The organism is Ruegeria sp. I1 (genome assembly GCF_056532675.1).
The window spans coordinates 136,532-156,963 of the sequence record NZ_JBQFNM010000009.1 but is presented as its reverse complement, the minus strand read 5'-3'; the positions used below and the strand labels follow the sequence as shown (position 1 = coordinate 156,963).

Below are 20,432 nucleotides of genomic sequence, written 5' to 3'. Positions count from 1 at the left end.
GTCATGACGCGGTTGCATGCGCGTGCTAGGCCAAAGACATGAGTCGCATTCCCAGCAAGCAGGAGGTCCTCGACTGGATCTCAGCGAACCCCACCCTGACCTCGAAACGTGATATCGCCAAGGCCTTCGGCATCAAGGGCGCGGATCGGATCGATCTGAAGCGCATCCTCAAAGAGCTTGAGGCCGAGGGGCATCTGGAAAAGCGCAAGCGCAGCTATCGTGACCCGGATCGTCTGCCGCCGGTCAGCGTTTTGCAAGTGAAGGCCCCGAATGAAGATGGCGATCTGTTCGCGCGGCCCTTGGAATGGCATGGCGAGGGGGTCGAGCCCATCGTTCTGCTGATCACCCGCGCCAGCGATCCGGCGCTGGGGGAAGGCGACCGCATTCTGGCGCGCCTGACCGTGGTGCAGGAAGAAGACCACAATTATGAGGCCCGCCTGATCCGCCGTATCGGAACCAACCCGCGCAAGATCGTAGGTATATATCGCAAAGGGGCCGAGGGCGGGCGGATCGTGCCCATCGACAAAGCCGGTTCGACGGAATGGTTGGTGCCCGAAGGCGCGATGCATGGGGCCAAGGATGGCGAACTGGTCGAGGCCGAACAGGCCGGGCCCAAGAACCGTATGGGGCTGCCCCGTGCGCGCGTTGTTGAACGTTTGGGCGATCCGACCGCACCCAAGGCTGTCTCGCTGATAGCCATTCACCAACATGGCATCCCTGACGATTTTCCCGATAAGGTTATTGATGAGGCGGACAAAGCCAAACCCGTTGGCTTGAAGGGCCGCGAAGACCTTCGGGACATGCCGTTGCTGACTATCGACCCGTCGGACGCGCGCGACCATGATGATGCCTGCTATGCGCATGCCGATGACGACCCGAAGAACCCCGGCGGGCATGTCATCTGGGTCGCCATCGCCGATGTTGCTGCCTATGTGCAGCCCGGCACCGCGCTGGATCGCGAGGCGCGTAAGCGGGGCAATTCCAGTTACTTCCCCGACCGGGTGGTGCCGATGCTGCCGGATCGCCTGTCCGGTGATCTGTGTTCCCTGCACGAAGGTGTCCCGCGGGCATGTATCGCCGTGCGGATGCAGATCGACGCCGAGGGCAACAAGATCGGTCATCGCTTTCTGCGCGGCTTGATGCGCTCGGCCGCGTCTCTGCACTACGCCGAGGTGCAGGAGGCCATCGACGGCACCCCCAACGAACGTACCGGACCGCTGTTGGAGCCGGTTCTGAAACCGCTCTACGCCGCCTATGCCGCGCTGAAAACCGCGCGCGCGGCGCGCCAGCCGCTGGAGCTGGACCTGCCGGAGCGCAAGATCGTCCTGTCCGACACGGGTGAGGTGACCAGCGTGGCGTTCCGCGACCGGCTGGATGCGCATAAGCTGATCGAAGAGTTCATGATCCTTGCCAATGTCGCCGCTGCCGAGACGCTGATCGCCAAGCGTCGCCCGCTGCTGTTCCGTGTGCACGAAGAACCGGCCCCCGAAAAGCTGGAGAGCTTGCGTGAAACGGCGCAAGCCGCTGGCCTGAACCTTGCCAAGGGTCAGGTTCTGCAAACCCGTCACCTGAACGCCCTGCTGAATGCGGCTGCGGGTACCGAAGATGCGGAATTGATCAACCTGACCACCCTGCGGTCGATGGCGCAGGCCTATTACAACCCCGAGAATTTCGGACATTTTGGTCTGGCGCTGCGAAACTACGCGCATTTCACCTCGCCCATTCGTCGCTATGCTGACCTGATTGTTCACCGCGCGCTGATCACGGGCCACGGTTGGGGTGATGACGGTCTGACCGAGGAGGAAATCGCCCGACTTGATGAAACCGCAACGCATATTTCGGACACTGAGCGTCGCTCGATGATGGCTGAACGCGACACGACCGACCGCTATCTGGCGGCCTATCTCAGCGAACGCGTGGGCAATGAGTTCACGGGCCGGATCAGCGGCATCGCCCGGTTCGGAGCCTTTGTCAAAATGGACGAAACCGGGGCCGATGGTCTGGTGCCCGTGCGGTCCCTGGGGCGTGAGTTCTTTCATTTCGACCGCGAGGCCGGAACCCTGATGGGGTCGGATACCGGGTTGATCATCGCCATCGGCCAGCGCGTCACCGTGCGCCTGACCGAGGCAACCCCGGTGACAGGTGGGCTGGAGCTGGAACTGCTGTCCATCGACGATCAGGCCTTACCGCGCGGGCGCGGCCCCACCAAACGGGGCGTGCGGCGCAAGGCGGTCAGCACTAAGCGCAAGAAGGATAAAATCAAGCGCAAGGTCGAACGTAAGCGTCGTCAGAGATGATAGGTTAACGCCCGCGCGATCAACCAGCCATGGCGGGTGGCGTCGATCTGATCCACATCGTCGAACAGCACCGCCCTGTTGCCTTCAATCCGATCCTCATCGGGAAAGGCGGTCGTGAAGTCCCCCATCAAACGGCTTTGGCAGTGTACGAACAGGGCAAATGGCGCGGACTTATGTCCACCCAACCGAATGGTTGAGCCTTTGGGGGCCAGATAGGCGGGCTGACCCCAGCGCAGCGCCTCTTGCAGCGGTTGAGCATTGGGCAGGGTGTTGGCCGTCTCAAAGATCAGATCGCGCAACGCAAGCGCTCCGGCTCGGGTTTCCGGTGGCAAAGCCGCAAAGGCAGCGGCGACGGCAGGGTCTTCAATCTGGGTCATGACAGCGGCACAGCCTGTTCCATCCTGTCTACGTAAGTGTTGAGCAGGTTATCGTGTTTGATGCGCCGGGTCAGCGGTGTTTCGACGGGTGTTGCCCGCATTGCCGCCAGCATGGGACCAACGCTCATATCCGCCGCCGTGGGCTGATCACCCAGCAGAAACGGTGATTGCCACAGATACGCCGAGATCGCCTCAAGGTCGCGTTCGACCCGCTCAAGACGTTCGTTTAGGGAAAAGCGACCGATGCCCTGAGCGTTGATGCCTTTCAGAACGGATTTGCGGATTGCATTAGAGGCCGGTTTGCGGATTAGGGCTGGAATGCCGTTAAAGAACATCTCGCGCAGGATGGGCCAGACCTCATCATTGCCCCAGCGATCCAGAACGATGTGGAAATAGAGATGCTCCTCGGCCATACGGATTAAGGCGCGGGATTGCGCCTTTTCAACATCCGACAAGCCCGCGTCGAAGTCGGCCCCTTGCTGTTCCAGCCAATCGCGGATCAGATCGCTGTCCGGGACCAAACGCTCGGGCGTACGTAGCACAGGCAGCTTCTGGTGCGGCATCTTGCGAGGGTCCAAAATGTCGGATCGCTGCCAGGTCTGGCCGGATTTTTGCAGCATCAGCGCGGTTTTCACGCAGAACGGGCTGGCGCTGAACAAGCCAAAGGCCGAAGGGTAAGTGAGAAGGGTCAGCATCAGGGGGCTCCATCATTGGGGATGGCCGGACCTTAGACAAGTCTGATGACAGTTTCTGACATTAGGGGTAAGCTAATATCCGATATGTCCCGCACCGCCCGCCTGTTCCAGCTCATGCAAGCCCTGCGCTCTGGCCCGTCGCCGAAAACCTCGGTTCAACTGGCTGACGAACTCGGCGTGTCTCCCCGTACGATCCACCGCGATATCGATGCGCTGCGCGGCCTCGGCGCGGTTATTGATGGCGAGGCCGGATTCGGGTTCACCTTGATCGAAGACGCTACCCTGCCGCCGCTGGGATTTACCGATGATGAGCTTGAGGCGCTGGTTCTGGGACTGCGCGAAGTGCAGGTGATCGGCGATCCTGCACTGGCTGACGCCGCCAGCGCGGCACTGCGCAAACTTCAAGGACGGCTGCCGCCGCGCCAATCCCACCGACTGAGTCACGCGGTGCTGGCTGCAACGCGATTCAACCGCCCCCCTGCGCCGACCATCGAAGTTGCCGATCTGCGGCAGGCCACATGGGATGAACGCACAGTCGAATTCGCATATACCGACGCCAAGGGAGATGAGACCCGCAGGCGGGTGGACCCCTTGAGCATCGTCTACATGGACCGCTCGAATGTCTTGCTCAGTTGGTGCCATCTCAGGCAGGATTTCCGCGTCTTTCGGTTGGATCGCATGCGGGAAATGTCGGTGACAGATCAAAGCTTTCGTCCAAATCGTATACCAATGCTGCGCGATGTTATTGCCCAGATTCGTGCAAAGCGTGCCGCACATGAGCAGGATGAAAACACCTAAGACCTTTGAGAATTGCCGATTTTGCGCTATCCTTGAAGTTGAGCAGTACTCAGGAAAAAAATCGGAATGCATAAATGCATAGGTGGCGTCATGACCGCCGCATTATGGGCATCCATCGTGCAGGCGTCAGCGGCAGAACACGCCCCCAGGCCCGAGATTCGGCCTGTGGGTGGCGAAATTCAATTGGCTTCGGCGGATGTTACAACATCCCTGCGACCGGTGCCCCGACCCACGGTTGAGGTCGTGCGAGCGTCCTCGGCAGGAAACGCCCGGTTTCAGGCCTGGCTTGGGGCGTTTGAGGACCGGGCGCGGGATCAGGGTATCTCACAATCTACGCTGGGCCACGCCTTGGCGGACCTGTCCTATGATCTGGACGTTATCAAGCGGGATCGCAATCAGGCTGAATTCTCAAAGCCGATTTGGGAATATCTGGACAGCGCCGTCTCGGATACACGCATCGCAAATGGCCGTGCGGCGCTGGATCGGCACCAAAAGGTCCTAAAGCGGATCGAGGCTCAATACGGCGTCGAGAAAGAGGTCGTAACCGCGATCTGGGGGTTAGAGACATCGTTCGGTACCTATCGGGGCAGTAACCCGACGATCCGGTCTTTGGCGACACTGGCCTTTGATGCGCGTCGCGCATCCTTCTTTGAAACCCAGCTGATTGCGGCTTTACAGATCATTCAGGCAGGCGATGTCAGTGCGGGCCGGATGATCGGCAGTTGGGCTGGGGCGATGGGGCATACGCAGTTCATGCCGACCTCGTACCTAGATCATGCGGTTGATTTCGACGGCGATGGGCGGCGCGATATCTGGTCGGACGACCCAACCGACGCGCTGGCCTCGGCGGCGGCCTATCTGGCCCGGCACGGTTGGACCAAGGGGCAGCCTTGGGGTGTCGAAGTACGCCTGCCCGAGGGGTTCGACTATGCCACGGCCAAACGGGATTACACCTTGATGCCGTCGGAGTGGGCGACACTAGGTGTGGTTGGACGCGATGGTAAACCTGTTGCCGATCACGGGCAGGCCGCGATCCTGCTACCCGCTGGCGGGCAGGGCGTTGCGCTGATGATCTTCGATAACTTCGGTGTGATTGAGAGCTATAACGGGGCAGATGCCTATGTCATTGGCATTGGTCACCTGTCCGACCGCCTGGCAGGCCGCGCACCGTTTCAGGCCCCTTGGCCACGCGGCGACCGGGTGCTGAGCTTTACCGAGAAGAAGGAACTACAAACCCGACTGACCAAAGCTGGATTTGATACGCAAGGCATTGATGGGCGGACAGGACCAAACACCATCAACGCAGTGAGGGCGTATCAACTGGCGCAGGGATTGGTGCCGGATGGGTACCCGACGTTGAACCTGTTGGAGCGGTTGCGGTGATTGGGTAGGTGAACGATCTTAGTTGCTGTGGGGTTCGCGATGCGGACTTTGTTGTCGTTCGAATTTCTTGCTATCTGCGCAACTGCACGAACTGTGAAATGGAACTTCTTAATGCGACATGCCGATCATTGGAAAGAAAAGCTCGATCAGGATGCGGCGCTTCCGAGCGAGTTTCGGCTAACCAGGTCACGAATTATGTACATCGAGTCCAAGTCCGAAGGACTTGAGGGAGATGCTGTTATCGGCCGTGTGTATCTCTCAAAAACTGGCAAAACCCTTTATTACAAGGGGCTTCGCTTCCAAAGCCTCAAGGGTGCCGGTTTCAAGGCAAACTACTTCGAAACTGAGAGCGGTGATTTCTATTGGATATCTGGGCCTCGTAAAGATCAGAACGATAGGCTTTATGGTGGCAACGAAGGCGTCTTGGTCGATGACGATGTACGAGACGAGTACGAGGCGCTTATCCGTTAGGATAGCGATGTAGGTTTGGGTTCGTAGCTTACCCTGTCATGGGGCCAAATCCCCAAGAAAAAGGCGGCTGTCAAAGCCGCCTTTACTACAACCCAAGAAAAGCCGACTAAGACGCCGCCTTCATTAGCCCTTGCGCATGAATCTCAGCCTGTGCCTCATCCAGCGATTTGTGGATGCGTATGAACATCTCGTCGATATCCGCCGGAGTCAGGATCAGCGGGGGAGAGATGATCATCCGGTCGCCAACATGGCGCATGATCAGGTTGTTGGCAAAGCAACGGTCGCGGCAGATATACCCCACGGTTCCGGGGGCCGAGGCGAATTTGGCGCGGTTTGCCTTGTCGGGCGTAAGTGCGATCGAGGCCATCATGCCGACAATCTTAGCCTCACCCACCAGCGGATGATCAGCTAGAGCCTCCCATTTTTTCTTCAGATAAGGAGCGGCGACGTCGCGGACGTGCTCGACGATCTTTTCCTCTTCGAGGATGCGTAGGTTCTCCAGCGCCACGGCTGCCGCAACCGGGTGCCCGGAATAGGTATAGCCGTGGTTGAACTCGGTTCCCCCGATCACATCGGCGATTTCGTCATTGACGATGGACCCGCCGATGGGCGCATAGCCCGAGCTGAGGCCCTTGGCGATGGTCATGATATGGGGCTTGATCCCGACGGTTTGCGATCCGAACCAGTTGCCGGTACGACCAAATCCACAGATCACTTCATCAGCGATCAACAGGATATCGTATTTGTCACAAATACGCTGAACTTCGGGCCAATAGGTATCTGGCGCGACAATGACCCCGCCAGCGCCCTGAACGGGTTCTGCGATAAAGGCGGCGACGCGGTTTTCACCCAGCTCCAGAATGGTCTCTTCCAACTCACGCGCGCGGGCCAGGCCAAAGTCTTCGGGCGTCATGTCGCCGCCTTCGGCCCACCAGTTCGGCTGGTTGATGTGGTGGATATTCGGGATCGGAATGCCACCCTGTGCGTGCATTCCGGCCATACCGCCCAGCGAGGCAGAGCCCACCGACGAGCCATGGTAAGCGTTATGGCGGCTGATAATGATGTTCTTGTCGGGCTGGCCTTTTTCGGCCCAATAGGTACGCACCAGACGAATGTTGGTGTCATTTGCCTCAGAACCACCGGCCGCAAAGAAGACGTGGTTCAAATCACCCGGTGCCAGTTCGGCAATCTTGGCCGCCAAGGCAATGGCGGGCACGTGGGTCGTTTTAAAAAACGTGTTGTAATAGGGAAGCTCGCGCATCTGACGCGCGGCGACGTCGGCCAGTTCGTCGCGCCCATAACCGATGTTCACGCACCACAGACCGGCCATCGCGTCGAGGATTTCTTCTCCCTCACTATCAGTCAGGTAGACCCCTTTGGCGCGGGTGATGACACGCGCGCCTTCCTTTCCCAATGCACCATTGGCCGAGAACGGGTGAAGGTGATGGGCCGCATCCAGGGCCTGTAACTCAGCGGTGGGCATGTGGTTGGTGATGGTGGACATCCTGAAACCTCCTCAAGCAGTTTCTGGTCACAATATGATCAAATTTTTTACTGTCAATCGAATCGCGTGATTCAGGCTGGAGCCAGAGCGCCGATCATCAGCTCCATCCCTTGCTCAACATCCTGTGCAGTGGCCAGAGCGGCTTTGTTGGCATCTCCTTCGCGAAGCGCTGCGATGATGTCTTTGTGCCGGTCAGGCATGCTTTGCGTTCCGAATCGCCCGCTGACAACCCGTAGCGATGGGCCGAATCTGAGCCATAGCCGCTCGGCCAGGTCACGCAGAATCGGGGCTTGGGCATGGGCGTAAAGCGCTTTGTGAAAAGCATGGTTCAAGCGAAGATAACCGTTGATGTCGCCGTCTTCGATCATACTGTCGAGACGCTGGTCGATCCGCTCCAGCTCATCAATATCAGCAGGGCTTAGATTGGGAGTCGCGCGTCTTGAAAGTTCTGATTCTATTGAACTTCTGGCAAATTTCATTTGGTCAATATCCGAATCAGAAATCAGTGGAACACTGACACGTCGATTGCCCTGAAACACCAATGCCCCATCAGATATCAGCCTCCGAATCGCTTCGCGCACTGGTGTCATTCCAACACCCAATGCATCGGCCAGACCCTGAATTGTGACCGGTTGCCCCGGAACCAAATCGCCAAACAGGATTTGCGATTTGAGGGTGTGGTAGACCTGTTCATGCACGGGGCTTTTTGTGTCGCTCATCTGTACTGCATTTGCCTTATTTTTGATCAAATCCAATGGGCTGGTTCCAGTTTCGATACCAGTCTCTTGCGGGGTAAGACCCTTCGTGAAACCATAGTCGGTACCATCGAAAAACGCAAAACTTGATCAAATCTGAAAAACCGGGAAAATACCCGGACATTTGCAGGGAGAAAAAAATGACAATCAAAACGCTGACGCTGACAGCGGTCATCGCATTGGGGACTTCGGCAGCCTTTGCCGAAGAGGTGCGTGTTTACAACTGGTCCGACTATATTGACGAGGACCTGCTGGCGAAGTTCGAAGAAGAGACCGGCCTGACGCTGATCTATGACGTCTTCGATAGTAACGAGGTTCTGGAAACCAAGATGCTGGCCGGTGGTTCAGGCTATGACGTGGTGGTGCCGTCGGGCACGTTCTTGCAGCGTCAGATTCAGGCTGGAGCATTTCAGGAACTGGATGCTGCCAAACTGGCCAATTCCGGCAACCTTTGGGACGTGATCCAGGATCGCACTGCAGGCTATGATCCGAACAACGCCTATTCCATCAACTACATGTGGGGGACGACCGGCATCGGTGTGAATGTTGGCAAGGTCAAAGAAGCTTTGGGCGACGACGTGGCCCTGAACAGCATGGACCTGGTTCTGAAACCCGAAAATATGGAGAAGCTGGCCTCTTGCGGTGTGCATTTCCTGGATGCGCCTGCCGAGATGATACCGATGACCCTGCAGTATCTGGGTGAGGACCCTGACAGCCATGATCCGGATGTCATCGCCAAGACAGAAGAAGTACTGACGGCGGTGCGCCCATACATTCAGAAATTCCACAGCTCGGAATACATCAATGCGCTGGCCAATGGCGATATCTGTGTGGCCGTCGGCTGGTCGGGTGACATCCTTCAAGCGCGGGACCGTGCGGCCGAGGCCGACAATGGTGTCGAGATTGAATACCATCCCTTCGCTGAAGGGTCGCTGATGTGGTTCGACCAGATGGCCATTCCTGCGGATGCGCCCAATCCTGAAGGCGCACACAAGTTCCTGGACTTCATCTTGGACGCCAACAACATGGCTGCTGCGTCGAACTATGTGTACTACGCAAACGGCAACAAGGCTTCACAGGAGTTTCTGGAGGAAGACGTGATCGGCGATCCGGCGATCTATCCGGATGATGCGACGATGCAGAACCTCTATATCACGACGCCCTATCCGTCGAAAACACAGCGGGTCGTGACCCGTTTGTGGACCAAGATCAAGTCAGGCACCTGATCTTGCAGCGCGGGGCGAAACAACGCCCCGCGTTTTTCTTTACCGTACAGAAATACGGGGGCCGGTTTGAACGCTGATGTCTTTGCGCCGTGGGATGATCTACAGGCGAAACCACTGATCCAGTTCCAGAATGTCACCAAACGGTTCGGGGGCTTCACCGCCATCGACAACCTGTCGCTGGACATTTTCGAACGTGAATTCTTTGCCCTGCTCGGTCCCTCGGGCTGCGGCAAGACCACGATGATGCGGATGCTGGCCGGATTTGAGACCCCGACTGAGGGGCATATCATGCTGGGCGGGCAGGACATTGATCCGATCCCGCCGAATAAGCGGGCGGTGAACATGATGTTCCAATCATACGCGCTGTTCCCGCATCTCAGCATTTGGGACAACATCGCCTTTGGTTTGCGCCGGGACAACATGCCCAAGCATGATCTTGAGGATCGGGTCGAGGAGATGCTGCGCCTGACACGGCTGGAACAATTCGCCCGCCGCAAGCCGCACCAGATTTCGGGTGGGCAAAGGCAGCGGGTCGCATTGGCACGGTCGCTGGCGAAGGCTCCGAAGCTGTTGCTGCTGGACGAGCCCCTTGGCGCGCTGGACAAGAAACTGCGACAGGACACGCAGTTCGAACTGATGGATATTCAAGAAAAAACCGGCACCACCTTTGTGATCGTCACCCACGATCAGGAAGAGGCGATGACCGTTGCCAGCCGTGTAGCTGTGATGGATCAGGGCAAACTGATGCAGGTTGCCACGCCGGATCGTATCTATGAAAATCCAAACTCGGTCTACGTGGCCGACTTCATCGGAGATGTGAACATCATCGAAGGTCGTGCAACATCGACAGGGGATGAGACTTATCAGATCGATTGGGCCGAAGGACAGGCACCCCTGACTGCGACATCGGGCACTGAGCTTTCGAATGGTCAATCCTGCCATCTGGCCATCCGGCCCGAGAAGGTAACAATCTCCACCGATCGCCCGGCTGAGGCGATCAACGCTGTGCAGGGCAAAGTGCTGGACATTGCCTATCTTGGTAACCTCTCGACCTATCACGTGGAACTGTCAAACGGCACGATCATCAAGGCGCAATCTGCCAACACGCGCCGTATCTCGCGCCGATCCTTTACTTGGGAAGACCCGGTCTGGCTGTCTTGGACAGCAACGGCTGCGGTTTTGCTGGCGAACTGATGCGTCGCGCCCTGCTGATCGCAGTTCCCTATGTCTGGCTGCTGGCGCTGTTCATGGTGCCGTTCTTCATTGTGTTGAAGATATCGCTGTCCGACACTGAACTTGCGATCCCGCCCTATACGCCGACGCTGGACCTGTCACAGGGGTGGGCTGGCATCCGAGATTTCTTCAGCCAGTTGGATTTCGAGAACTTTATCTGGCTGACCGAGGATGACCTGTATTGGAAAGCGTACCTGTCCAGCGTCAAAATCGCACTGATCTCGACCATTCTAACGCTGATTGTGGGCTATCCAATCGCCTATGGTATGGCCCGCGCGCCCGAAGAATGGCGGCCAACATTGATGATGCTGGTGATTCTGCCCTTCTGGACCTCGTTCCTGATCCGCGTTTATGCGTGGATGGGCATCCTGTCGAACGAGGGCTATCTGAACCAGCTTCTACTCTGGACGGGTATCATTTCAACGCCGCTGACCATTCTGAACACCAATACGGCGGTCTATATTGGCATCGTCTACACCTATCTGCCTTTCATGATCCTGCCGATTTACTCGGCGCTGGAGCGAATGGACGAATCCCTGATTGAGGCTGCCGAAGATCTTGGATGTTCTCGACTACAAGCCTTCTGGCTGGTCACAATTCCCTTATCGCGCCCCGGTATCATCGCCGGTTGTTTCCTTGTGATGATTCCGGTGATTGGTGAGTTCGTGATCCCGTCACTCCTTGGTGGATCGGGTACGCTGATGATCGGCAAGGTTCTGTGGGAGGAGTTCTTCTCAAACCGTGACTGGCCCGTGGCCAGCGCTGTGGCCGTAGTCTTGCTGTTGATCCTTGTGATCCCGATTGTGCTGTTCCAGCGCAACCAGCAAAAACAGACGGAGGCCGAGCAATGAGCAAGCTAAGCTGGTTCAATGCCGTTTCGCTGACGATGGGGTTTGCGTTCCTGTATATCCCGATGATCATCCTGATCATCTTCAGCTTCAACGAAAGCAAGCTGGTCACCGTCTGGGCGGGTTTCTCGACCAAATGGTACGGCGAACTGGTCCAGAACGAGGCGTTTCTGGACGCTGCCTGGGTTACTGTCCGGGTTGCGGTGTTTTCGTCGACATTGGCGACAATACTTGGCACCGCTGCGGCCTACGTGCTGGTGCGTGGAGGCCGCTTCTTTGGGCGAACCCTGTTTTCGGGCATGATCTATGCACCGCTGGTGATGCCCGAGGTGATTACTGGCCTCTCACTGCTCTTGCTGTTCATCGGGATCGGTTTGGACCGGGGTATTCTGACCATCGTGCTGGCGCACACGACATTCTCAATGTGCTTTGTGTCGGTTGTCGTCTCGTCGCGCCTTGTGACATTTGATCAGTCTTTGGAAGAGGCCGCATTGGATTTGGGCTGTTCCCCTGCGCAGGCGTTTCGCCTTGTGACCTTGCCGATCATCGCTCCAGCCGTGATCTCGGGCTGGTTGCTGGCCTTTACCCTGTCGCTGGACGATCTGGTGATTGCGTCCTTCACATCTGGCCCATCGGCGACCACCTTGCCGATTAAGATATTCTCAGCTGTCCGGCTTGGGGTCAGCCCCGAAATCAATGCGCTTTCAACTATCATGATTGCGGTGGTCACGGTGGGGGTGATCACCGCATCGCTGGTCACCAAACGAGCGATGATGCGACAGCGGCAGGATGAAATGGCCGCTGCCCGCGCCGAATGAAACGCATCTATCCCGCCTACACCTACGGCCCCGGCCCGCGTGAGGGCTGTTGGTGGGATGAGACCTGCCCCAACCCTGAGTGGCCGGAACTGAACGGTGATCAGAGAGTAGACGTCGCCATCATCGGCGGTGGTTTCACTGGAACATCTGCCGCGTTGCACCTTGCCAAAGCGGGAGCTTCGGTCGCCGTGCTTGAAGCGGAAACCCCAGGTTGGGGCGCATCGGGGCGCAATGGCGGTTTCTGTTGCCTGGGCGGATCAAAACTGAGCCACAGGGCCTTAGAGCGCCGCTTTGGGCAGGACAGTGCCGCCGCTTATGAACAAGCAGAATACGATGCCGTCGCGTTGGTAGCTGCCTTGCTTGAGAAATATCAGATCTCGGCTGATACGCATTCAGTTGGTGAGACCCAGCTGGCGCATTCGTCGCGTGCGATGACGAAACTGCGCCGTTCCGCAGACCAAAACGGCACCTTGCACGAGCAAAAGGATTTGCCGGGGTTGGGCCTGAATGGCCCGTTTCTTGGCGGATACACGACTCCGGTCGGGTTTGGTCTGAATCCTCGGAAATACCTATTTGGGCTCGCTCAATCCGCAGCCGAATTGGGGGCGGTGTTTTATCAGACCAGCCCCGTGCGGAAGGTCGAAAAAACCTCATCCGGTTTTGAACTTGAGCTGCCCAAGGGGCGCGTGCAGGCCGATCAGGTGCTGATCTGCACAAACGGGTATTCCAGCGAGGATGTTCCCGATTGGATGTCAGGCCGATATATGCCTGCGCAATCGACGGTTCTGGTCACACGGCCCCTCACCGAGGCCGAAAAGGCCGCGCAGGGCTGGACCTCGGACCAGATGTGTTACGATACGCGGCATCTTCTGCACTACTTCCGTCTCATGCCGGACGGGCGGTTTCTGTTCGGAATGAGAGGGGGGTTGCGATCTTCCAAGGCGTCCGAGAAGGCGATCAGGGACTTGGTGCAGCGGGATTTCAGACGGATGTTCCCGGCATGGTCCGAGGTTGAGATCACCCATATCTGGTCGGGTATGGTGTGCCTTTCCCGTTCGCTGTTGCCCTATGCAGGTACCATTCCGGGATATCCCGGAATGTTCGCGGGGTTTGCGTTTCATGGCAACGGTGTTGCGATGGGCAGCTATTGTGGCCGTGCGTTGGCGCGATTGGCTTTGGGGCAGGCGACGGGTCTGCCACAGCCGATAACGCATACTCCCGCTCGGTTCCCGTTAGGGCGCATGCGGCGCGCTCTATTGCCGCCCGCCTATGCGGCTATGGCGGTTGCTGATTGGTGATGTGCAGCTAACGCAACGCCTCAACTTCAAGCCGGAACCCACGTTCATAATCCGGGGCACCATTTTCCATTCGCCACAGGCAATAGGCGGCCATGCGCCAGGCGAACCAAGGTCGAAGCTGTTCGTATCGAGACAGGATGTCGGGGTCTCCGTAAGCGCTTAAAAAGCGGTTTTCCTGATCTCCGTCCAAAGGTCCACCCCGATAGAGCAGTTGCATCGCCGGGGACAGGAACATTGCCAGGTCTTCACATGGGTCGCCCAATGCCGGGCATTGCCAGTCAATCAGCGTCAGCCCGGATGCAGCGACCAGAATATTGCCGGGCACCGGGTCGCCGTGAATCAAGCATAGGTTTGCTGTTGGTGCGACTGCGTGATCTGGCCTCAGGCTCAGCAGTTTGTTTCGGGTTTCGGGGGCACAAAGGTCCAGGATGTCTTGACCATGTCGCGCAAGATCGGCACTCCCGTTACAGCCTGTTGGCGCTGCTACTCTGACCGCTGACTGATGCAATTGCCGGAGCAACAATGCAACGGGCGCGGGATCATCGTCCCAAGGGGTGCCGGGCGCATGATCGTACAGAACCCAATGATCTGCATGATAGCCACCGGCAGCGCATAGACGTGGCACAAACCCCGTAGGTTCCAATGCGGTAAGGCATCGTGCCTCTAGCGCGGCGTCGTTGCGAAACAGCGGGTTTTGCAACGACGTACGATAGAGTTTCAGAACGCGGTCGCTGTCTCCGCCCAGAACCTTCCAGACCTGATTGGTCCGCCCGCCGTAAAGGGTTTCGAAACGCGCATCGTTTTGCACCAGCTTTTGGTCGGAAAGCTGTTGAACAAGATCAGGCGGTGGTGAGGAAAAGTTTGGCAGGGTCAAAACCAGTTCTAGGGGCGAATCGCGATCCGCCTAGGTTTGGCCTGCGTGTCTGATCAGATCAAGCGCCTGATCGAACCCCGCTCACCTGATGTGTGGGAACAATCTGCCCGCCTTCGAGGGTCAGCAAGATCGAATCCGTGCCAATCTGCGCTTCAACAACCCGGCCGTATGAGGCGACAGGTGTTTCAGACAAGCGCTCTCCATCTTGATAGCTGCTAAGGGTTGCGGTGTAGTTCCCCGGCGGCAGCGGGTTGCCATCAGAATCGGTGCCGGCCCAGGTAAATTCGGTCTGATCAAGCGGGACATCCGAGATGGAAACCACTTCTCCATCAGCGTCCCGCACGGTCAGCGTAGCTTGATCCGCAGCTTCATGCGGAGCCGCAAACAGCGTCACCGGTTGGCTATCGAAGCTGAACCCGGATGTTGACCGGACATCCATGCCGACCCAATTCGCCAGTTCGCCCAGGTTCAGGCTGCCCATGCTGGAGGTGAGGGACGCCAGCAAATCATTGGTCTGAACTTGCTGTTCCACCATCGAAAACTGCGCAAGTTGCGAGGCGTATTCGGCTGAATCCATCGGGTCCAGCGGATCCTGATTCTGGGCTTGTGTTGTCATCATCAACAGGAAGGTTTCAAAATCTGAGGCGATCGCACTGATCTTTGACCCTGAGGTTGCTTGCGACTGAACCGGTGTCTGAGCGGCCTGTGTTGGATTGATCATGTTCAAAGCCTCATATCTATGCCCCGGCCCGGGGCGGTGTTCTTTGGAAACGGTGCAGCCTGCGCACCATGGTCCTGGGGCGTCGGGTCGAAGCTGTTAGCCTGTTGGTGATCGAGCGGATTTTGCTGCGAATCCGAGGAATTCCCGAGATCAAATGACAGGTCGCCATAACCCAATTTCTGAAACTCCTCGGATAGTACAGCGATATGGCGGCGCATCAGGTCCAGTGTCTCGGGCCGTTCAGCCGCAATTGTCAGGTGAAACCCGTCCTCGCGACCATTCAGAACAATGGAAACGCGCCCCAATTCTTCGGGGTTCAGGGCAATCTCGATTGCGCCCGAACCAGGCCGCGCCTGTATGGCCGCGGCGATTTGGCCCGCGATTGCCCGCGCAACCTCGGCCCGCGCCGCCTGTGCAGATGCGCTGAGCGGTGCTGCCGAATCGCGGGCTGATTGCAACACAGGCTCATCACCCAAGGCAGCAGTAGGTTCGCCGGTATCGACTTTTAGAGCCTGTTCTGCGTCTCGCTGCCGGGCAGTGGCGCTCAATTGCAATTGCGCGACGCTGATGCCGACTGCCCCGGGGGGCACAGTTTGTGCTGGCTTCTGCTGTTGCGTGGCGGTGGGATTCGTATCCGGGGCTTTGTCAGCAGGCACCGCATCGATCTGGACGGACCTGTCTTTTGCTTGCGTTGTAGCGGTGTGTACTGCGATCACACTGGTGTCGGGACGATTGGCCACATCCTTTTGAGCCACGAGGGTTTCCCCTTGTGGCTTTGGGTGAACTTGCTGCGCTGGGTCTGCAGGCCCGATCCTCGATTTGGGCATCACGCTATGTGCCGATTCTGGCGGAGTATCCACCCCGCCACGTCCCTGCAGCGGCTGCCAGATAGCCTCATTCCCCGGCTGTGTTTGTGTCGCGGCGATTGCGAGTTCCGTTTTCCCAACCTCAACAATGTTTTGAGTTTCGAGACGCGGGGTCGGGTCAGATGCGACAACATCCGGGTCCAAAGAATCACCTTTGACCGGGCGGATATCGGTTTCGGCCGCCACCGGAGCATCTTGATCCTCTGGCAGATCTTCGGACGAGATTTCCAGCTCAGGTGGCGCGTCCTGTTCATCAAGAATATCCTGAAACTGGCTCCCGGCTTTGTTATGGCGCGCTTTCTCTGCGCCCGCCTCGGGTCTGACGGTCGAGGTTGTGGCAGCTGTCATCAGTGTAAGCGGGTTGGGCATTTTGCTCCGGGCTCCGTCATGTCTGATCAGAAATCTGCCCGCAGGAAGTTACGTTTATTTTAACTGCTTTCACCTTTGATCGAGAAAGTTCGATGTAAATTTCGGAGAAAGCGATGAAGGTCACGGCGCTGCCCCAACCGGTTCAAACCAACGCAGATAAGCTGCAGGCCACAGCGGTCGAGCTTGAGGCGACATTTCTGGCTGAGATGCTGAAATCCGCAGGGCTGGGTGAATCGCGCGATTCCTTCGGTGGGGGTGCAGGTGAGGATCAGTTTTCATCTTTCCTTGTCCAGCATCAGGCCCAGCAATTGGCCCAGTCGGGCGGTGTCGGTCTGTCCGAAATTCTGTTCAATTCAATGATGGAGAAATTCAATGACGGCTGAACCAAGCATGACGCTCATTAAATCTTTGGAAGAGATTCTGGATCTTGAACGCACTGCGCTGGTGGATGGCGATCTGGACCGCCTGACGCATATGGTGCCGGAAAAAGAGAAACTGATCGGCGCGATCAATGATCTGCAAGTGCGCGACAGTGCCGATCTGATTCGGGTTCAGCAGAAGGTCGAGCGCAACCAGGCTTTGTTAAACAGCGCAGCAGATGGCATCCGCGCCGTTGCCGCCCGCATGGCCGAACTGCGCCGTGTACGGCAGGAGTTCAGCACCTATGGGGCCGACGGGCAACGCAGCGGCTTTGCAGTTCGCAGCCACGCAAAGCTCGAAAAACGGGCTTAGTGCCGCGTTGATTCAAATCTGAAGTTTCGGGATCGGACATCTTAGCACTCCGTTAGGGGATCAGCGCCAAAAGTATCCCTGCACCTGAAATCAGCAGGTGGCGCGAATGGCCACAGGGCGCATCGCACAGGTCAGAAAGACAGCCAAGCCTGCAGTTCTCTGCGGGGTGAACATGGGCGCAAATCGCCCGAAGTGAAAGGATGACAGCAATGTCCAGCATTCTGACAAACAATGGCGCAATGGTTGCGCTGCAGACCCTGAAGTCGGTCAACAAAAACCTGGCGATGACGCAGAACGCTATTTCAACAGGTAAGGACGTCGCAACTGCCAAGGATAACTCGGCGGTCTGGGCGATTTCGAAAGTGATGGAATCGGATGTCAAAGGCTTCAACGCGATTAAAGACAGCCTTGCTTTGGGTGAGTCGACTGTGGCGGTTGCGCGGAACGCATCTGAAACTGTGACCGATCTTCTGACCCAGATGAAAGGCAAGATCGTCGCCGCGCAGGAAGGTAACGTTGATCGGGCCAAGATCAATGATGACGTGACAGCGTTGCGGGATCAGATTGCATCGGTTGTTGGTGCTGCACAGTTCAATGGTTTGAACCTTGTGGATGGTTCTGCGGGTACGGTTTCGATCCTGTCTTCGCTGGACCGTGATGGCACTGGTGCAGTCAACTCGGCGTCTATCTCGGTCGCAAGCCAGGATCTGTCCATCGGTGGTTATACCGCCAAAGGCGTGCTTGCAGGTTCGGATGGTGCGACCACCGATAACGATGTGGCTGGGTTCACCATGGACCGCACAGCCGGCACCGGCGATATCTTGATCGACAGTTCCACTGACAACTTCGAAGTTGGCGACCGGGTCTCGATTCGGGTCGGCGATCAAGAAGTGTCTTACACCATCCAGGACAGCGATCTTGATCCTTCTGGAACATATGACGAGAACTATACCGACGCATTGGTGGCGGTTGGCCTGAAGAACGAGATTGATGCGCTTGGCATCACTGGATTGGCGGTTGACTACGACTCGTCGGGCGCTCCGAATACACTGTCCTTCGCAACAGGTACGGCGGCTGCCGGGGCTGACGCGGATCAGGATATTTCGGTATCTGCTCAGTTCTCAAATGCCGGTTCGGGTGGTCTGGGTGCGCTTAGCTCGATTGACGTATCCACCGATGCAGGTGCCGCTGCTGCACTTGGCACGATTGAATCGCTGATCGACACGTCGATTGACGCAGCAGCTGCTTTTGGTTCGGCCCAGGGTCGGATCGAGACCCAGCAGGATTTCGTGTCCAAACTGACGGATTCCTTCAAATCCGGCATCGGCGCGATGGTTGATGCGGATATGGAGGAAACCTCGGCCCGTCTGCAGGCGCTGCAGGTCCAGCAGCAGTTGGCGACCCAGTCGCTGTCGATTGCCAACCAGGCACCGCAGTCGATCCTGTCGCTGTTCCGCTAATCCCGGAGCTTGGCCGGGGCGCGGTTTTCGCGCCCCGGTTCTGACCGCCTGAAGACGGCCAATTGGAAGGATTTCAAGTGACCCCGCAAATGCTTGCTCACAACGCTTATGCGCAAACTGCCGCTCCTATTCGTACACCACGAGACACTGAATTCGAGGCGATCTCGAAAATCACACGCCGCCTGAAAGCGGCTGCAGCCAGAAAGACAACAGATTTCGCCGCGTTTGTGCAGGCCGTACATGAAAACCGTCGCTTGTGGACGGTTCTGGCGACGGGCGTTTCAGATTCCGACAACGCCTTGCCCAATGAATTGCGCGCGCGGATATTTTATCTGGCAGAATTCACGGAACACCATAGCAGTCAGGTCCTTGGCAACAACGCCACCGTGGAACCATTGTTGGAGATCAATACGGCGGTCTTGCGCGGCCTGCGACAGGGTGGGGCGGCATAATGGGGGGCCTTGTTCTGAAACTCGCCCCGAAAGAGAGGGTTCTGATCAACGGAGTTGTGATCGAAAATGGGGACCGTCGCAGCCGGTTCTCGATCATGACGCCTCAGGCCAATGTTCTGCGGCTGCGAGACGCGATACACCCCGATGAGGTTAACACCCCTGTCCGGCGCGTGTGTTATGCCGCACAACTTGTTCTGTCAGGTGATATGGACCCTGTTGAAGCGCGTCAGCAATTGCTGCGCCGGGTCGAGGAATTGAGCCAGGTTTTTACTGACTCCGACAGCCGCCGTGTGCTGGGCGAGGCCACGGATGCATTGGTAGGCGAGCAATACTACAAATGCCTCAAATCCCTTCGCTCACTCTTGCCGCGGGAAGAGCGTTTGATGGCCTATCAGCAATGACATTCCGACCCGTCATACCAACGGGTGGATTGGTCGGATGGCGTTTCCTCCAGCGAACTTATGAGTCGCAGTTTCAGGCTTTTTCGAGCTCGAACATCAACGAGCGCGAGAACCGCTACTTCCTGGAAAACATCGGCAAGATTGAAACGGCCGAGCAGCTGGTCTCAGACCGGCGTCTGCTGCAGGTCGCGCTGGGAGCCTTTGGTCTGGAAGGGGATCTCGACAATCGGTTTTTCATTCGTAAGATTCTGGAAGACGGGACCAGCGCAGATGACGCTCTGGCCAATCGGTTGGCCGACAAACGGTACCGGGAATTCTCGGACGCGTTTGGGTTCGGGCCAGGTCAAGTACGGCGAACCGGCTTTGCATCTTTGATGGAACAAGTTGCTCAGGACAACATGACGGCCAGGTTCGAGATTTCGGTTGGTGAATCGGATGAGACCATGCGGATCGCCCTCTATGCACAACATGCGCTGACCGAGTTGGCGCAAAAAAATGTCAGTACCGACACCAAATGGTTCGATCTGATGGGTTTGCCTCCGCTGCGCAGCATGATGGAAACGGCGCTGGGGTTGCCCTCATCTTTTGGGCAGTTGGATATCGATAAGCAGTTGGTCGAATTCAAGGACAGGCTGCTTCGGTTGACCGGGTCTGATGATCTGGCGCAATTCACCGAAGAAGACGCGGTTACGAGATTGACCGACACCTATCTGGCGCGCAGTCAGATCGCACAGTTGCAGAACACTACCTCGCCAGCACAGACCGCGCTTATCTTGCTTGGGGCGGGATAGGCAGAACCTGGTACTCAACCACCAGAGCTTTCAGGCATTCCACTCGGAAGATTGGCCAATGCC

22 protein-coding genes are annotated in these 20,432 nt (G+C 57.5%); 15 read left to right on the top strand and 7 right to left on the bottom strand.

What is annotated here, in order from left to right; all coding sequences use genetic code 11:
* The first annotated feature begins 38 nt into the window (after positions 1–38).
* Positions 39–2,297 carry a ribonuclease R gene (gene rnr, locus ACR0DH_RS16610; RefSeq protein WP_480550623.1) on the top strand — a complete coding sequence of 753 codons (2,259 nt, stop codon included), beginning with the start codon at positions 39–41 and terminating at the stop codon, positions 2,295–2,297.
* Here the strand turns inward: rnr and ACR0DH_RS16605 are convergent.
* Both ACR0DH_RS16605 and ACR0DH_RS16600 read right to left on the bottom strand, forming a co-directional pair.
* The gene (locus ACR0DH_RS16605) at positions 2,288–2,674 is read right to left on the bottom strand and encodes a DUF1801 domain-containing protein (protein ID WP_480543206.1); all 387 of its coding nucleotides are present in this window, start codon (positions 2,672–2,674) and stop codon (positions 2,288–2,290) included. The two genes, rnr and ACR0DH_RS16605, sit on opposite strands and share 10 nt — an antisense overlap.
* Complete coding sequence (locus ACR0DH_RS16600; RefSeq protein ID WP_480550625.1) at positions 2,671–3,369, bottom strand: glutathione S-transferase family protein; 699 nt, start codon at positions 3,367–3,369, stop codon at positions 2,671–2,673. Before ACR0DH_RS16600 ends, ACR0DH_RS16605 begins: the two co-directional genes overlap by 4 nt.
* An 84-nt stretch (positions 3,370–3,453) precedes the next feature.
* On the opposite strand from ACR0DH_RS16600, the gene ACR0DH_RS16595 reads away from it, so the two are divergent.
* The 3 genes from ACR0DH_RS16595 (at position 3,454) to ACR0DH_RS16585 (ending at position 6,021) form a co-directional block, all read left to right on the top strand.
* Positions 3,454–4,167, top strand: a complete 714-nt coding sequence (locus ACR0DH_RS16595; protein WP_480550627.1) for a helix-turn-helix transcriptional regulator — start codon at positions 3,454–3,456, stop codon at positions 4,165–4,167.
* Positions 4,168–4,257: 90 nt separating this feature from the next.
* On the top strand, positions 4,258–5,550 hold the full coding sequence (locus ACR0DH_RS16590; RefSeq protein WP_480550629.1) for a lytic murein transglycosylase: 1,293 nt from the start codon (positions 4,258–4,260) through the stop codon (positions 5,548–5,550).
* Between the two features lie 111 nt (positions 5,551–5,661).
* The gene (locus tag ACR0DH_RS16585) at positions 5,662–6,021 is read left to right on the top strand and encodes a 1-deoxy-D-xylulose-5-phosphate synthase (protein ID WP_480550631.1); all 360 of its coding nucleotides are present in this window, start codon (positions 5,662–5,664) and stop codon (positions 6,019–6,021) included.
* Between the two features lie 106 nt (positions 6,022–6,127).
* On the opposite strand, the gene ACR0DH_RS16580 is transcribed toward ACR0DH_RS16585, so the two are convergent.
* Together ACR0DH_RS16580 and ACR0DH_RS16575 are read right to left on the bottom strand one after the other, a co-directional pair.
* Positions 6,128–7,525 (bottom strand): aspartate aminotransferase family protein, encoded by a 1,398-nt coding sequence (locus ACR0DH_RS16580; protein ID WP_480550633.1) that lies wholly within the window; start codon positions 7,523–7,525, stop codon positions 6,128–6,130.
* A gap of 71 nt (positions 7,526–7,596) precedes the next feature.
* On the bottom strand, positions 7,597–8,244 hold the full coding sequence (locus ACR0DH_RS16575) for a GntR family transcriptional regulator (RefSeq protein WP_480543180.1): 648 nt from the start codon (positions 8,242–8,244) through the stop codon (positions 7,597–7,599).
* 176 nt (positions 8,245–8,420) lie between these two features.
* Here ACR0DH_RS16575 and ACR0DH_RS16570 point away from each other — a divergent pair, with 176 nt between their 5' ends.
* The 5 genes from ACR0DH_RS16570 (at position 8,421) to ACR0DH_RS16550 (ending at position 13,703) form a co-directional block, all read left to right on the top strand.
* Complete coding sequence (locus ACR0DH_RS16570) at positions 8,421–9,506, top strand: polyamine ABC transporter substrate-binding protein (RefSeq protein WP_480543178.1); 1,086 nt, start codon at positions 8,421–8,423, stop codon at positions 9,504–9,506.
* 66 nt (positions 9,507–9,572) lie between these two features.
* Complete coding sequence (locus ACR0DH_RS16565) at positions 9,573–10,700, top strand: ABC transporter ATP-binding protein (protein ID WP_480550635.1); 1,128 nt, start codon at positions 9,573–9,575, stop codon at positions 10,698–10,700.
* The gene (locus ACR0DH_RS16560; RefSeq protein WP_480550637.1) at positions 10,700–11,590 is read left to right on the top strand and encodes an ABC transporter permease subunit; all 891 of its coding nucleotides are present in this window, start codon (positions 10,700–10,702) and stop codon (positions 11,588–11,590) included. The genes ACR0DH_RS16565 and ACR0DH_RS16560 overlap by 1 nt, the downstream gene beginning before the upstream one ends.
* On the top strand, positions 11,587–12,405 hold the full coding sequence (locus tag ACR0DH_RS16555) for an ABC transporter permease (RefSeq protein WP_480550639.1): 819 nt from the start codon (positions 11,587–11,589) through the stop codon (positions 12,403–12,405). The genes ACR0DH_RS16560 and ACR0DH_RS16555 overlap by 4 nt, the downstream gene beginning before the upstream one ends.
* Entirely contained in the window at positions 12,402–13,703 is a 1,302-nt protein-coding gene (locus ACR0DH_RS16550; RefSeq protein WP_480550641.1) for an NAD(P)/FAD-dependent oxidoreductase, read from the top strand. Before ACR0DH_RS16555 ends, ACR0DH_RS16550 begins: the two co-directional genes overlap by 4 nt.
* A gap of 7 nt (positions 13,704–13,710) precedes the next feature.
* On the opposite strand, the gene ACR0DH_RS16545 is transcribed toward ACR0DH_RS16550, so the two are convergent.
* The 3 genes from ACR0DH_RS16545 to ACR0DH_RS16535 are packed head-to-tail and all read right to left on the bottom strand — an operon-like array spanning position 13,711 to position 16,533.
* Positions 13,711–14,577 carry a phosphotransferase gene (locus ACR0DH_RS16545; RefSeq protein ID WP_480550643.1) on the bottom strand — a complete coding sequence of 289 codons (867 nt, stop codon included), beginning with the start codon at positions 14,575–14,577 and terminating at the stop codon, positions 13,711–13,713.
* Between the two features lie 58 nt (positions 14,578–14,635).
* Positions 14,636–15,298, bottom strand: a complete 663-nt coding sequence (locus tag ACR0DH_RS16540; RefSeq protein WP_480550645.1) for a flagellar hook capping FlgD N-terminal domain-containing protein — start codon at positions 15,296–15,298, stop codon at positions 14,636–14,638.
* A 2-nt stretch (positions 15,299–15,300) separates the two neighbouring features.
* Positions 15,301–16,533 (bottom strand): flagellar hook-length control protein FliK, encoded by a 1,233-nt coding sequence (locus ACR0DH_RS16535; RefSeq protein ID WP_480550647.1) that lies wholly within the window; start codon positions 16,531–16,533, stop codon positions 15,301–15,303.
* A gap of 113 nt (positions 16,534–16,646) precedes the next feature.
* Between ACR0DH_RS16535 and ACR0DH_RS16530 the strand changes: the two genes are divergently transcribed.
* The 6 genes from ACR0DH_RS16530 (at position 16,647) to ACR0DH_RS16505 (ending at position 20,369) form a co-directional block, all read left to right on the top strand.
* The gene (locus ACR0DH_RS16530) at positions 16,647–16,916 is read left to right on the top strand and encodes a rod-binding protein (protein WP_480550649.1); all 270 of its coding nucleotides are present in this window, start codon (positions 16,647–16,649) and stop codon (positions 16,914–16,916) included.
* Positions 16,906–17,265 (top strand): flagellar biosynthesis protein FlgN, encoded by a 360-nt coding sequence (locus ACR0DH_RS16525; RefSeq protein ID WP_353008959.1) that lies wholly within the window; start codon positions 16,906–16,908, stop codon positions 17,263–17,265. Before ACR0DH_RS16530 ends, ACR0DH_RS16525 begins: the two co-directional genes overlap by 11 nt.
* A 209-nt stretch (positions 17,266–17,474) precedes the next feature.
* Positions 17,475–18,725 (top strand): flagellin N-terminal helical domain-containing protein, encoded by a 1,251-nt coding sequence (locus tag ACR0DH_RS16520; protein ID WP_170533499.1) that lies wholly within the window; start codon positions 17,475–17,477, stop codon positions 18,723–18,725.
* 77 nt (positions 18,726–18,802) lie between these two features.
* The gene (flaF, locus tag ACR0DH_RS16515) at positions 18,803–19,177 is read left to right on the top strand and encodes a flagellar biosynthesis regulator FlaF (protein ID WP_480550651.1); all 375 of its coding nucleotides are present in this window, start codon (positions 18,803–18,805) and stop codon (positions 19,175–19,177) included.
* The gene (gene flbT, locus ACR0DH_RS16510; RefSeq protein ID WP_353008964.1) at positions 19,177–19,578 is read left to right on the top strand and encodes a flagellar biosynthesis repressor FlbT; all 402 of its coding nucleotides are present in this window, start codon (positions 19,177–19,179) and stop codon (positions 19,576–19,578) included. The genes flaF and flbT overlap by 1 nt, the downstream gene beginning before the upstream one ends.
* A complete protein-coding gene (locus tag ACR0DH_RS16505) occupies positions 19,575–20,369 on the top strand; it encodes a DUF1217 domain-containing protein (protein WP_480550653.1) in 795 nt (264 codons plus the stop codon). Before flbT ends, ACR0DH_RS16505 begins: the two co-directional genes overlap by 4 nt.
* Positions 20,370–20,432: the final 63 nt, after the last annotated feature.